This is a genomic window from Blautia sp. MSK.20.85, assembly GCF_013317245.1.
Lineage (GTDB): Bacteria > Bacillota > Clostridia > Lachnospirales > Lachnospiraceae > Blautia_A.
The window spans coordinates 1-14067 of the sequence record NZ_JAAIUN010000007.1 but is presented as its reverse complement, the minus strand read 5'-3'; the positions used below and the strand labels follow the sequence as shown (position 1 = coordinate 14067).

At 47.3% G+C, this 14067-nt stretch carries 13 protein-coding genes and 1 riboswitch; of the genes, 2 read left to right on the top strand and 11 right to left on the bottom strand.

Translation table 11 applies throughout. The features are described 5' to 3' along the window. Positions 1-61 precede the first annotated feature (61 nt). Complete coding sequence (locus tag G5B12_RS05645; protein ID WP_174087889.1) at positions 62-1492, bottom strand: aspartate ammonia-lyase; 1431 nt, start codon at positions 1490-1492, stop codon at positions 62-64. A 398-nt stretch (positions 1493-1890) separates the two neighbouring features. Here G5B12_RS05645 and G5B12_RS05640 point away from each other — a divergent pair, with 398 nt between their 5' ends. Further along, positions 1891-2337 carry an Lrp/AsnC family transcriptional regulator gene (locus tag G5B12_RS05640; protein WP_021652217.1) on the top strand — a complete coding sequence of 149 codons (447 nt, stop codon included), beginning with the start codon at positions 1891-1893 and terminating at the stop codon, positions 2335-2337. A gap of 306 nt (positions 2338-2643) precedes the next feature. Here G5B12_RS05640 and thiE read toward each other — a convergent pair whose 3' ends face one another. From thiE to arfA, 5 genes are all read right to left on the bottom strand, one after another. Then, the gene (thiE, locus tag G5B12_RS05635) at positions 2644-3285 is read right to left on the bottom strand and encodes a thiamine phosphate synthase (protein ID WP_015526321.1); all 642 of its coding nucleotides are present in this window, start codon (positions 3283-3285) and stop codon (positions 2644-2646) included. Positions 3286-3301: 16 nt separating this feature from the next. Then, on the bottom strand, positions 3302-4204 hold the full coding sequence (locus G5B12_RS05630) for a hydroxyethylthiazole kinase (RefSeq protein ID WP_174087888.1): 903 nt from the start codon (positions 4202-4204) through the stop codon (positions 3302-3304). Then, positions 4167-4721: an energy coupling factor transporter S component ThiW gene (gene thiW / locus G5B12_RS05625; RefSeq protein ID WP_015526323.1), complete on the bottom strand. Its 555-nt coding sequence runs from the start codon at positions 4719-4721 to the stop codon at positions 4167-4169. Before thiW ends, G5B12_RS05630 begins: the two co-directional genes overlap by 38 nt. Before the next feature lie 337 nt (positions 4722-5058). Next, a riboswitch (TPP riboswitch) is annotated at positions 5059-5161 on the bottom strand. A gap of 322 nt (positions 5162-5483) precedes the next feature. After that, positions 5484-6473, bottom strand: a complete 990-nt coding sequence (locus tag G5B12_RS05620; protein ID WP_174087887.1) for an aldo/keto reductase — start codon at positions 6471-6473, stop codon at positions 5484-5486. A gap of 70 nt (positions 6474-6543) precedes the next feature. Next, on the bottom strand, positions 6544-8049 hold the full coding sequence (arfA, locus tag G5B12_RS05615; protein ID WP_174087886.1) for an arabinosylfuranosidase ArfA: 1506 nt from the start codon (positions 8047-8049) through the stop codon (positions 6544-6546). 341 nt (positions 8050-8390) lie between these two features. Between arfA and G5B12_RS05610 the strand changes: the two genes are divergently transcribed. Continuing rightward, complete coding sequence (locus tag G5B12_RS05610) at positions 8391-9167, top strand: helix-turn-helix domain-containing protein (protein ID WP_174087885.1); 777 nt, start codon at positions 8391-8393, stop codon at positions 9165-9167. Between the two features lie 54 nt (positions 9168-9221). Here G5B12_RS05610 and G5B12_RS05605 read toward each other — a convergent pair whose 3' ends face one another. From G5B12_RS05605 to G5B12_RS05585, 5 genes are all read right to left on the bottom strand, one after another. Further along, complete coding sequence (locus tag G5B12_RS05605) at positions 9222-10919, bottom strand: acyl-CoA dehydratase activase (RefSeq protein WP_021652226.1); 1698 nt, start codon at positions 10917-10919, stop codon at positions 9222-9224. After that, the gene (locus G5B12_RS05600) at positions 10916-12196 is read right to left on the bottom strand and encodes a 2-hydroxyacyl-CoA dehydratase subunit D (RefSeq protein WP_110103610.1); all 1281 of its coding nucleotides are present in this window, start codon (positions 12194-12196) and stop codon (positions 10916-10918) included. Before G5B12_RS05600 ends, G5B12_RS05605 begins: the two co-directional genes overlap by 4 nt. Before the next feature lie 316 nt (positions 12197-12512). Then, positions 12513-12692: a DUF6472 family protein gene (locus tag G5B12_RS05595; protein ID WP_092073491.1), complete on the bottom strand. Its 180-nt coding sequence runs from the start codon at positions 12690-12692 to the stop codon at positions 12513-12515. Between the two features lie 107 nt (positions 12693-12799). Continuing rightward, positions 12800-13258, bottom strand: a complete 459-nt coding sequence (locus tag G5B12_RS05590; protein WP_044961927.1) for a ferritin-like domain-containing protein — start codon at positions 13256-13258, stop codon at positions 12800-12802. Between the two features lie 64 nt (positions 13259-13322). Further along, positions 13323-13985 (bottom strand): DUF5110 domain-containing protein, encoded by a 663-nt coding sequence (locus G5B12_RS05585; protein ID WP_174087884.1) that lies wholly within the window; start codon positions 13983-13985, stop codon positions 13323-13325. Positions 13986-14067: the final 82 nt, after the last annotated feature.

Here is a 14067-nt window from a genome sequence, read left to right as displayed (position 1 = left end):
CTGCTCTGAAATGAATTTCTGCATCAGACGTTCCCGTCATACGTTGGTACAGATAACTTTCTCAGCAGGCTTTCCTTCTTGCTTCATCCTCTTTCCGCTCTTCTCCGACTTCTGTCATCAGATACGGATCAAGAACCTCTTCCAGCTCTTTCTCAGTCATGATCCCTTGTTCCAGAACAAGTTCCCGGACAGATTTACCGGTTTTTACTGCAGTTTTTGCGATGGTTGCAGACGCCTTGTAGCCAATATGCGGGCAGAGAGCCGTTGCGATTCCTGCACTGCTTTCCATCAGGTCTTTGCAGTGTTTGCGGTTTGCGGTGATTCCTGTGATGCAGTTTACGCTCAATGTATCCACTGCTTTTTCCAGAGTCGTAATGGATTCAAAAAGATTACAAAATACAACCGGCTCAAAAGCATTCAACTCCAGCTGTCCGGCTTCTGCTGCCATGGTAATGGTGGTATCATGTCCTACGATGTGGAAAGCAACCTGGCTTACTACCTCCGGAATGACCGGATTTACCTTACCTGGCATGATGGACGACCCATTCTGCTTCGCCGGAAGGTTGATCTCCCCAAATCCGGTTTTCGGGCCGGAGGACATCAGTCGAAGATCGTTGCACATCTTGGAAAGATCCACCGCACAGGTTTTTACTACACCGGATACGGCAACAAAGCCGTCCAGATTTTCTGTTGCGTCAAAAAGGTCCTCGGCCTGTTTCAGCGGATAACCTGTAATCTTTTCCAGATTTGGCACGATCTTATAAAAATAAGAGTCGGAAACGTTGATAGCAGTTCCCACTGCAGTTCCTCCAAGGTTTACGGTGTACATTTCCCTGTGAGCCTTTTTGATACGTTTCCTGTCTCTGGAAACCATGGACGCATAACCGTGGAACACCTGACCAAGGCGGATCGGAACTGCATCCTGAAGCTGTGTACGTCCCATAGTGATCACATCATCGAACTCCTCTGCCTTTTTTGCAAGCTCCTTCTCAAGTCTTACCAGTGCTTTTTCCAGAGGTGCAAGAAGATCCAGAACGGTAAGCTTACCGGCCGTCGGGATCACATCATTGGTGGACTGCGCCATGTTTACATGATCATTTGGATGGACCATTTTATAGCTACCCTTCGGACATCCGAGGATCTCACCGGCTCTGTTTGCGATCACCTCATTCATATTCATATTTGCGCTGGTTCCGGCACCACCCTGAATGGCATCTACGATAAATTCCTCAGCCAATTTTCCTGCGATCACTTCATCACAGGCTCTGACAATGGCGTCTGCCTTATCCTCCGGAAGAAGCCCTGCATTATTATTAGTGATAGCTGCTGCTTTTTTAATCTGTGCCAGGTTCCTGATAAATACCGGATGAAGCTTTGTACCTGTAATAGGAAAATTCTGTTTTGCCCTTAAAGCCTGAACTCCGTAATAAGCCTCTGCAGGCACTTCCATAGTTCCGATCGAATCTGCTTCCAGTCTTGTTTCTGTTGTCATTTTGTCATCCCTCTTCTTTCTTCTGATCCTGTGCACATCTGATTTGCTCCGCCCTCTGATCTCATTTTTTCAGTCCGACGGATATTCACTGTTTACAAATCATTCTGTTATTTTCATTTTTATCAGCAGCTGTTTTTCTGATGCCTAAGAAACTAACACTTTCTTTGTGGCTTGTAAATACTTTTAATTGAAAACCACGATTATCCGTGTTTTTCAATAGTTTATATTAATCTTTTTAAGAATTTCTTTTATTTTTCTTATTTTTATTAAGTCGTTTCTTGTGTTGTGATAACACACGCAGTATAATCAATACAGAAATACCTATTTTCAATCCACTTCCCTACGCAGCTCTGTACCAGTTACAAATGACATTTTTTCATCGAAAGGAGACATTCTACATGGAACACAAACTCGACAACATCGACCGAAAGATCATCGAAATGCTTCAGAAAAACGCCCGCACTCCGGTAAAGGAAATCGCAAAGGAAGTCTTCCTTTCCTCCCCCGCTGTCTCCGCCAGGATCGAACACCTCGAAAAAAACGGGCTGATCACAGGCTACCATGCCCAGATCAACCCGGTATTTCTCGGTTATCATATAAAAGCATTCATCAACCTGGAAGTAGAACCCAACCAAAAAAAAGACTTTTATCCCTTCATCCAGTCCATCCCAAACGTCATCGAATGCAACTGCGTCACCGGCGATTACTCCATGCTCATCGAAGTAGCCTTCCGCTCCACCATGGAACTGGACCACTTCATCAACGAACTCCAGCAGTTCGGCCGCACCAAAACACAGATCGTATTCTCCACCAGCGTAGAACACAGAGATCTGCCGGTGGAGTAACCACCCTCCCTTGCCGCCTTGAAAAACCAGCCCGTGAGGCGTGTGCTGCCTGTCGCCGGACTCTGCAGGAGGGGAGCTGATTCTTGGCTGGCGGAAATCTGCGTTGTTTTTCAAAAGTCCGCTGTCTGAGCGACGCGAGTTCGGACTTTTGGAAAACGGTTTTAGCAGAATTCCGGCAGCCTAGAAGCCAGCCCCCGACGAAGCCCCGGCGACAGGCAGCACACGCCTCACGGGCGTCCGTATTTCAACAAAAAAAGAACAGCAATGAACCTCAAATCCACCACTGCTCTTCACTCATGTCCTAAATCACTTTCCCATCAAAGCAACAATCTTCTCCTTCAGCTCCCGCGCATTCTTCTTCGGATCCTCCGCCTTCATGATCGCAGAAACAACCGCCATACCACTCATACCGGCGCCCTCAAGCACATCCATATTCCCGGCATTCAATCCCCCGATCGCAACCGCCGGAATCGGAACCGCCTCACAGATATCCTTCAACGTAGAAACCTTGGTAAGGATCGTTACCACCTTAGTAGTAGTAGGATAAATCGCCCCCACACCAAGATAATCCGCACCATCCTCATAAGCCTTCACAGCAGCCTCCACCGTCTTGGCAGTAGCCCCCACGATCTTATCCGGTCCCATCAGCTTCCTTGCCACAGCAACCGGAATATCAGAAGCTCCAACATGCACACCAGCCGCATCACAGGCCAGCGCCACATCCACACGATCATCAATGATCAGCGGCACATTGTAACGATCTGTGATCTCCTTCACCTTAAAAGCCTTATCCAGATACTCCCGTCCACCCTTATTCTTCTCGCGAAGCTGGACCAGAGTCACGCCACCCTTACAAGCCTCCTCAACCGTACGGAGCAAAGACTCCTCCGTATGATAAGAACTATCCGTCACCAGATACAACGTTACATCCAAATCTTTTCTATCCATCCTAATCCCCTCTTTTTCAGTACATTTCAATTTTCAACAGATCCAGCAGCTGTCGATCCGAAAGCCCATAGATCTCATCCAGCAGATTTACCTGAAAGCTTCCCGGACCGCGGGAAATCTTCTCCGCTTCCTCGCCGGCGATACCCATAAGTACAGTACCAAGCACTGCCGCAGCCAGGTAATTCCCGGATCTCCCATTTAATTCCATCTCAACGCCAGACCAGACACCTGCCTCTATACTATCCGTCATCTCTTTCGCAATATTATCTTCGCACCCCGGCAAAAACGCCGCAGTCAGTGCACCGACCATACAGCCGGTTCCTGTGATCCCGGACAGCGCCGCACTGCCATTTTGTACCAGAACAACCCGTTCACCATCCGTAACAAAATCCTGTTTCCCGGTAGCCAGCACGATTGCCTGATTATTTCTGGAAAAAGCCTTAAGCACTTCACTGACTCCATCGATATTTTCCTCAGTCAGAGCATCCTCAACACCCGCATCGATTCCGATCGCATGAGACGGCAGCCCGGAAACAGCCAGAAGCTCTGACATATTTCCCTTCAGCACTGCCGGATGACCGATCCTTAAAAGCTCCCTCGCCAGATCCAGTCTGAGATCACTGCAGGCAACCCCTACCAGATCCAGAAGAACCGGGATCTTATTTTCCATCGCTGTTCTCATAGAACGCTTCATTGACTCGATCCTGGCATCGGTAATATTCCCGAGATTCAGCATCAGCGCACCAGCCGATGCCGTAATACCTGTCACCTCTGCCGGATGCTCCGCCATGATCGGCCTTGCACCTACTGCAAGGACCACGTTGGCACAGTCATGGATCGAGATCGGATTGGTGATGCAATGGATCAGCGGCTTTTCTTCTTTAATTCGCTTTCGCAGTTGTAAAATTCTTTGTCTCATATGTTTTTGAACCCAAAGCTGCCTGGAATTTCACCAGAAGACCTGCTTTACTTAGAGCCTTCAGGAAAATATAGGCAACACATCCTCCCATTGTGGTTGCTGCAAGGAACATCGGCGTATAATAAAATGCTGTCAGTCCGCCTCTTCCCATCAGGAATGCCATCACCGGATAAGAAACCATGGATCCGATGATACCTGTTCCAAAGATCTCACCGATCACCGCGCAGATGATCTTGCCTTTGGAAAGTCTGTAGAACACACCTGAAAGGAATGCGCCAAATACTGCACCGGTCAGTGCAAGTGGCGGGATTCCCATAAACATCATACGGATCACGCCGATCATGGTCGCACAGAGAAGGGAATACCACGGTCCCATCAGAACCGAGCATACGATATTGACAAGATGCGCCGTGGGGCACATTCCCTCAATCCTCAGGATCGGTGAAATAACGACACCGATCGCAACCATCATTGCCAGCATTACCATACGAAGCGTGTGCATCCTTTGTTTTTCCATAGTGTTTTTCCTCCCTGAAATATCAGGCAGAGCCCTGTCAGATCTGGGCAAAAGCTTCCCGTCTGCTGCAGTCTGCCCTTAGATTTTGGCGGTCGAAGTTCCCTTACTTCCTCTCACTCCGAAAACACGGATTCCCATCGCTTACATGATCCTTCCGGAAAAATCCTCCGGAATATCACTCTCCTGCCAGACATTAAGGCGCTCCCCTTCCTGCCCGCTCTTTCGCAGAAGCTCCACATGCAGTCTCTGTCACTTTCACATCCCTACATTGTCAGACCATTCCAGTTCCATTCCTGCATCCGAAAAGAGCGCATCCCATGGAAAACTCCACGGAGACACGCTCTCAGATCACAATCCCTCCGTTGGCATTACCCAAATCAGGTACGGTCGAAGATCTATCTTCCTCTCAGCCTGTCACACAAGCTCCCGCTGGCTCTTTTCTTTTCTGTTTTTCAATATAGCACACACCTATCCCGTTGTCAAACCTCCACTACTTATTGCTCTTTGCACTCCCGCCGGAGACGTTACTGTTCACTCCGTTCTCAGCAACACGCTTCGCGATGCACAGAATTTATGCTAATCGCATAAATTCGCGCGGTATGTCTCGGGTTTTCTGTGACCTTCGCTCACAAAAAACACCTCGCGGAATATTACCAGTGGACAGTAACCCGGAAACTTTCCTAATTCAGTTAAACAATTATTTTGGCATAAAAAACTCCCTGCTTCACTACTTTTCATAGTAAAACAGGAAGTATATAAATCTTATTTTGAGATCTCGTCGATCAGACGCAGCTCCTCAGCTGTAAACGGTGCACAGTGGATCGCTTTCACATTATCAAGGATCTGCTGCGGCTTGGAAGCTCCGATCAGAACACTGGTAACTTCCTTATGCTGAAGCAGCCAGCCAAGTGCCATATCAGCCAGCTTCTCTCCACGCTGGGCTGCCAGATCGTTCAGTCTCCGGACCTGATCCAGACGCTCCGGCGTCAGCACACTTTCCTTAAGGAATCTTCCATCTTTGCGGATACGGCTGTCCTCCGGGATCCCGTTCAGGTAACGGTCTGTCAGCTGTCCCTGAGCAAGAGGGCTGAAGGTGATCAGACCTTTTTTCAAAATGCCGGTGGTTCTCTTGAGACCGTTTTCTTCCACAGTTCTGTCAAAAATGGAATACCGGTTCTGGTTGATCACAAAGGGACATTTCAGATCCTTCAGGATCGCTGCCGCCTGACTTACGGTTTTTCCATCATAATTGGAAAGTCCCACATAAAGGGCCTTGCCCTGCTGAACCGCTGTTGCCAGCGCCCCCATAGTCTCCTCAAGCGGAGTCTCCGGGTCCATTCTGTGATGGTAAAAAATATCCACATATTCCAGACCCATGCGCTTCAGACTCTGGTCAAGGCTCGCCAGAAGATACTTGCGGCTGCCCCAGTTTCCATAAGGGCCTTCCCACATATCATAGCCTGCCTTTGTTGTGATGATCAGCTCATCACGGTATGGCATCAGTTCTTCTTTCAGGATCTTGCCGAAATTCCGTTCCGCACTTCCATAGGCAGGTCCGTAATTATTGGCAAGGTCAAACTGTGTGATACCATTGTCAAAAGCTGTAAAGCACAGCTGCTTCATGTTTTCATAATCAGAAGTATCTCCGAAATTATGCCATAATCCAAGAGACACCTTCGGAAGCATCAGGCCGCTTTCACCGCAGCGGTTGTACTCCATAGTTTCGTAGCGTTCCTTTGCAGGTGTGTACATAAAAAAGACCTCCCATAATGTAGCATGATTTACATTTTCTGTAACTGCTTTTACTATACTTCACCGGCCCTTATTTCGCAAGACGGATCATATTCCAGCTGTGTTTTGCAAAAACTGCTTCCAGTTTTCCGCCATCCAGCTTTGAGCATTCTGCACTGGCTTTTACAGGAACTACATTCTCCGGCTGAGCCTCTGTATTGGCTGCCTGAAGGTCGTCATTATTGAGTACAATATGCTCTACGATCTTATATCCCTCAAACTGTCTCAAGTCACAGGAAACTTCCATATCCTCATCCAGACTCTTATTCACTGCAAAGATCGTCAGCGTATCCTTTTCCTCATCCCAGACACACACAGAATCCAGATATGGCGCTTCGCCATAAGTTTTGCTCTCGTATACCGGTGTGAGAACCTGTGTATTAAGGACGGTTCCTCTTCCAAACACACTTGTCAGCATATACGGATAAAAGATCGTCTGACGCCATGCGCCTGTATCGGATGTCATGATCGGCGCAATAACATTTACCAGCTGTGCCATGCAGGCGATCTTTACACGATCTGCATGACGGAGAAGTGTGATCAACATGCTTCCCACAAGAAGTGCATCCTCAAAGTTATAAACATCCTCCAGCTGATGGGGCGCCTGTACCCATTTTTCCAGCTTTTTATCCTGTTCATTGCTGTGGTACCATACGTTCCATTCGTCGAAGGAAAGATTGATCTGTTTTTTTCCATGCTTCTTTGCTTTTACAGCATCGCAGATGGAAACCACTCCTGAGATAAAATCATCCATGCCCTTGGAGCTTGCCAGAAAATCGGCAGTGTCTCCCGATGCATTTCCATAGTACTGATGCAGGGAAAGATAATCCACCTGATCGTAAGCCTCGTCAAGAACCGTATACTCCCAGGAGCCAAAGGTAGACATTTCCAGACTGGAGCTTCCGCATGCAACAGTCTCAACCTCCGGATCCATAAATTTCATCAGGCGGGCAGTCTCTGCTGCAACTCTTCCGTACTCTGCCGCAGTTTTATGTCCCATCTGCCACGGACCGTCCATCTCGTTTCCGAGACACCATAATTTGATATCATGCGGCTGTTCATAGCCGTGAGCCTTACGGAGATCACTGTAATAGGTACCACCCTTAAAGTTACAGTATTCCAGAAGATTTTTCGCATCCTCCGGTCCTCTTGTTCCCAGGTTTACTGCCATCATCACATCGCTGCCGGCTTTTCTGGACCAGTCCACAAACTCATTGAGTCCAAACTGGTTTGTCTCGATGACACCCCAGGCCAGCTCCGGTCTGGACGGACGCTGAGCTTTCGGTCCGACGCTGTCCTCCCAGCGGAATCCGGATACAAAATTTCCGCCCGGATAACGAACGATCGGTACCTGAAGCTCCCTTACCAGCTCCAGAGTATCCTTCCGGAATCCCTGCTCATCAGAAAGAGGGCTGCCTTCCTGATAAATTCCCTCATAAACCGCACGTCCGAGATGTTCTATAAAAGAACCATAGATCCTTTTGTCTGTTTTTCCGGTGAGGAAATATTTATCCACGATGATCTGCGCTTTTTTCATTGTAAAAATCCTCCTGTAAATTATTATTTTCTGCTGCTACTGCATTTAGCTCTGTTTCCGATTCCGCCGTATATCAGCTCTTACGCCTCTGTTCGCTCACACACTCTCAGACAGACCGGAAATCAACCGTTTCTATGTTTCATTTTACCATCCTGTTCTATCCATACCAGTGATTATCTTCCGAAATAGTTGACTTTTTTTCCGGTAAGATTTATCGTAAAGACAGTCTTACCAGACGGACGTCCCTCTGTCACTTTACTTTATACTTCCAGACAGAAAGTTCTTTACAATGCCACAGTCGGATTGTCTGATCTACGTAATGAAAGGAGCGCAGCATTTTCATGGATTTCACCTTAAATTTCTGCGAATACAACCGTTCCAACTCCGATTACGACAGGATTTTCCGACCGGAGGGAAGCGGAGATTTTCTTTTTCTTTTATTTAAAACACCAATGAAGGTTTATCTGGGCAGTCAGCTTACTGTCACCCGGGAAAATGCCTGCATCTTTTATATTCCGGGAAATCCCCAGCATTATCAGGCTGTGCGAAAATTCCGGAACAGTTATGTCCATTTTTCCTGCGGAGAAAACCTGGCAAAACGGTTCGGACTTCCCTGCAACGAAATTTTTTACCCCAGTGACTGCCAGGAGATCGATCACTGTATCCAGAAGCTGCAGCATGAATATCTGAACAGAGAAGTTTTTTCCCGGGACTACGAGTATGCCCTGCTCTGCCAGCTGATGATCACAGCCTCACGGGAACTCCGCAGTACAGATACAGGCAAGTCTGCAGACTCGGAGCTCTGCAGCCTGTTCCAAAAAATCCGTCTGGAAATGCTTACAAATTACGAAAAGCCATGGACAACAGAAAAGCTCTGCGCCATGGCTAATCTCGAAAAAAGTCAGTTTTATTCCTGTTACCGGAATTTTTTTGACAGTACCCCTCATGCTGACCTGAATCTGCTCCGTCTGGAAAAAGCCAAAAATCTGCTCACCAACGAAGCTCTGCCTGTTCAACAGGTGGCTCTGCTGTGCGGATTTTCAAATCTCTCCCACTTCAGCCGGTACTTCCGAAAGAACTGTGGCTGTTCGCCCAGTGAGTGGGCACGCCGCCCCTGACCAAAAGGATATTCACACTCTGCATTCACTGCGCAGGCAACTTGTCTGATCTGATCACCGTGCCGCATTACACTTCTCATAAGCAAACAGTGCCGCACCAAGCGCACCACAAAGCTGTGCCTCATCACAGATATAAAGCTTCGCCCCCAGCTTCTCCTCCAGTGCCTGGATGATACCTTTATTTCTGGCAACACCACCGGTCATCATGTATTCCCCCGGATTCTTTTTGCCAAGGCGGGCTGCAAGAGCTCCTACCTTGGAAGCAACAGATACATTCAGACCATGGATGATATCTGCCACGTCCTTATTCTGGGCAACTAGGGAAACTACCTCGGACTCTGCAAATACAGTACACATGCTTGAGATCACTACGTTCTCTTTCCACTCCAGGCCACGGGTACTCATCTCCTCCAGGGAAAGTCCAAGAGTACGGGCCATCATTTCCAGGAATCGTCCGGTTCCTGCTGCACATTTATCGTTCATCAGGAAATTTTTTACCGCACCGTTCTCGTCAATGCTGATCGCCTTGATATCCTGACCGCCGATGTCGATAACTGTACGCACATTCGGATTCAGATAATGGGCTCCCTTTGCGTGACAGGTAATCTCTGTGATACTGTCATCACCACTGTCAATATAGGCACGTCCATATCCGGTAGTAACGATACGCACGATATCTTCTTTCCTGATCCCTGCTTTTTCCACGGCCATCTCCAGGCTCTTCTCTGCACTCATCATAGCGCCGCCGCCTGTGGGAATGATCATGGTCGATTTAATTTTTCCGTCTTTATCCAGGATCACAACATCCGTACTTGTGGAACCGCTGTCGATCCCTGCCACATAATAAACTCCTGATTCCATTTTTTTCCTTATCTCCTCGCTGATTCCTTTTGATGGGTCCATATCCTCAGAGCCTTCCAGGGTCTCCGCAAAAGCCTGCACTCTGGTAAGGAGCTGTCCTGCACTCTGGCTTGTAAAATCTGTCTCGATCTTCAGAAGCGGAACCTTGATATCACGCTTGATGCTTGCATACTCAAATCCGTAATAGTCGCAGAATTTAATAGTATGATAAATGATTCCCTTCAGGTTCGGATCCAGATACAGCCGGTTTCTTCGGGTGCTGTTGTTCATACGGAAGCAGGGCATCTGGGAAAGAAGTGCATCCGCATAAGCCAGGAACATGGCATCGTCTTCCATTTTTTCCAGCTCCTCACGGATCACTGCAAGACGTCTTCCACCTGTACAGGTCAGGTTTTCCACATCCATGCGGATATTATCCCGGATCATTTTTTCCAGGATGCCGCTGACACGGACACCCAGAACACCGATATACGGCTGGTTATCCACAGGCTCATGGGAAAAAGCATTCAGAAATCCACTTCTGTCGAAGGTTTTCCCCGAAAATTTCTCATAAGCTTTCTTCAGACGGTGGATGCCCTGGGCAAGCTTCACCTTTTCACAGTCGTTATCCTCATGAGGCATGTCCAGCATGTACAGAAATTTACATTTACCGGTACTTTCCACAATGTCGTACACACGGCGCATGGAATCACAGCAGTTAACAAGAACAAGCTGCTCTACCTTTCCCTCCAGCACTGCCTGGATCACAGATTTTCCAAAGCCACAGAGATTAGCATGAGCGATCTGGTCCGAAAGCTCAAAATTCTCCGGCATTTCCTCAAGAACCGCACATTCCTCGCCAAAGCCCTTAAACAGCTCCAGCGGTGTATATTTACAGACGTAATGTATCATGACCGTTTTTCCTCCTTACCTTCTGACAGCATTTCCAGATATGCCTGAAGTCGTGTGGATACCTGGCCGTCACTGGAATTGGCCGGGTTACAGCCGTCACCGTCCAGGACCATGGTTGGAAGTCCTGCATTTTCCAGAGAATTTTTGATCAGGCTGGAAGCTCCGATGGTTCCCTTGCAGCCCCAATGCGCAAAAAGGATCCCGCCGTCTGCCTCTGTAAGGTTCGCCAGCTCCTGGGCACGCCGGATCCTCTGCTTCACACTTCCGTTGTAAATGCAGTTGACCATTTTTTCCGCAAGGGCCTCATAAGGATCCGAGGCCTGCATCCGCTGAAAACCGTCTGCAACAAAATCACAGGCACGGATATGCACGTTCTGGCTGTAATTAAATACATCCTTTACCGGCTCCTGCAAAAACGGCATCATATGCATCCACAAAATATGAAGACCTTCCCCCTTTGGTGCCTTCTTCACATCCTCAAGAAGCATTTTTGTGTATTTCAGGGATTCCTCTGAGCCCGCCAGAAGATGGCACATAAAGATCGCATACAGCTCATTTGTCAGGGAAGTCACCGGATCGTGATCCTTTCTGAGGGCAAGCTGGCTGCTGTAATAGGAGGCCGCTTCATTGCTGTTGGCAACTGCACGCTGTACCGACTGCTCGGAGATTTTTTTCCCGCCTACATCCTCCAGGAATTTCTTCAGCTCACGGAGCTGATCTGCAACATAGCTGATGGAATCCTGATTTTTTTCATAGGGTACGTCAATATAAAAGCCCGGGATCTGATATTTCTGTTTCAGATAAGGAAACGTCATCATGTTTCCATCGCAGGCAAGGTTTGTGTAGATGGTACATTTGGGCTTCGGTACCAATCCTGTCATGGACGCTCCCAGAAAAACTCTGTGATAGGAGCACATGGTTTCCGGAAAGCCCTCTGATTCCGTCTGTGCCAGAAATGCCTGCTCACATCTGGTTCCGGCGATGAAGCAGGACATTGCCTCCACGGAATACGGAGTGATCCCTGCTGCTGTCAGAAGCTCTCCCGGTACAAAAATGCTCACAAGCGCGGTATCGTCCGGTTTTGCAAGGGCTTTGATAATATTCTGCATGACTACACGGGCTACATACTGTCCCGAAGCCGGAAGCTTCCTGTCAGGAAAAAGCTGCAGACGTTTTTCCTGAAGCCGGTATCCAGTGAGAAGAAGTTTTCGTGCTTTTTCCGGATCCCTGATGGATCTCTCTCCCACCATATCCCCGAATTTCTTTATAATATCCAATCTGTCACATCCTCCGTCAAATCAAAAAATCTATTATAAGTCTGTCAGACGCTTACCCGAAATTTTGTCTCAAACAAAATCCTGTAGCATTATCATCGTCTAGATGGTATAAAGGTTCCACCTGTCAGACCAATATTTTTATTATAAAGATATTTTTTTCAAATGTAAACACGCCAATTTTTACAAATTTGAAGCCTTTTGCACATATCAAAACATCAAAATGCAGATTTTCCACAAAACTCGCATTCCTTTTCGTGGAAAACCTGCTTTTGTCTTATCACATTATCTTCTGCTCTGTTTTTTCCGTTACTCTGTATCACATCTGATGACGTACCACCTTATATTCATCTCCGGAACGATAATACGGACATTCCTTGTAAGCGCTGCTCACAAAACGATAATATTCATCCTCATCCAGATTGACATCACAGTAATATTCGTCACACTCTTCATCATATGTATAGTTTGCACAGTATTCGCAGCTGGTTCCCTTCATATTTATTTCTCCTCTCTTTGCAGGAAAGTATTTCTCCCTGCTGTTCTCCTGATTATATAATAAAAAAAGGAAGAATTCCATTACTGAAATCCTCCCTTTTTTATATATCAGAACATTCCGTTCACAGTCTTATATTTGTAAAGCATCTCCGCATGGTTCTGCTCTTCCACCTGGATATCTGCCAGAAGCTTCCGCACACCACTGTCTTCAAAAGCAAAAACATCCGAGTTGTATTCTCCGGAAATCAGCTTTTCTGTTCCGATACAGTCTGTTGCAAGAAAAGCATCGTGTTCCTTATCCTCTGAGGACATCACCGATGTGTAAGCAGCCTTGGGCTGGTAATCACGGCCGTCACTATCATTACAGTTTACCTGTGGAACTGTACCGGAAAGCACCTGGCTCAGGGAATCGTAATGCTCCTGCTCTTTTTTCTGAAGAGTCTGAAATAAGCTTTTAAGCTCCGGATCCCTGGCCTGCTGTGCATATTTTCCATATTTTTCAATGCAGCTTTTTTCCTGTGTCTGAAGATCCTGGATCACTGTGCGCTCTTTTTCCTTTAATATCATTATGATCATCCTTTCTTTTGATAATAATGATAGTATGGTTTGGAAACGCGATTTTATTCATGTTTTACGCAGTCAGGATCTCCATCAGTGCTCCATAAAGATCCTTGTCCAGCTCCATAGACTGAAGCTCAGATAAAAGAACCGGCAGCTTCTTTCCGGCTGTGATCAGCTGATATAATCTGTCCTTCAGTACAAAACCGATCTCTGCCTGGTTCAGGAAATCAAAGACACGCTCTTTTGTCTGATTGTCTGCCACTTCGCCAGCGAGAATGATCTGCACCTCTGCCGCTGTGTCTGCTTCCACTTCCACACAGATCTTCTGAAGCTTCTCCTCATATTTTACAGCAGCCTCAGTCTCTGCTCCGTTAACCAGAACCTTCACAGTATCTGTTCCTGTTTTCGCAAAATTACAGAACTCCACGGTATAAGCTCTCTTTGCCGGGATCAGCTCTGTTTTTCCCTGTGCGGGATGAATGGTAAACACTGCCTGATCCTTTTCCTTATAATCCATTTCCGTAAATACACAGGCACCATTTTCGTAAGCACAGGTTTCGTTGTCATCCTCATACAATCTGAAGCTTCCGTCAGCACCCGGGAATACCCGGATATTCAGGCTTTCCGGATTCTTTTCCGCCTCTGTTCCACGGATCTCATCGGTCATCACCAGAATACCGCCTGCTTTTGCAAGAACCGGGATACTGTCCAGAGTACGGTACATATCCACCATTCTTCCGCCCTCATAGCGCAGACCTGTTTGACACTCCCCACAGCTAAAGCAGGGGGATTCTTGCTTCTCCCACTACTGCATT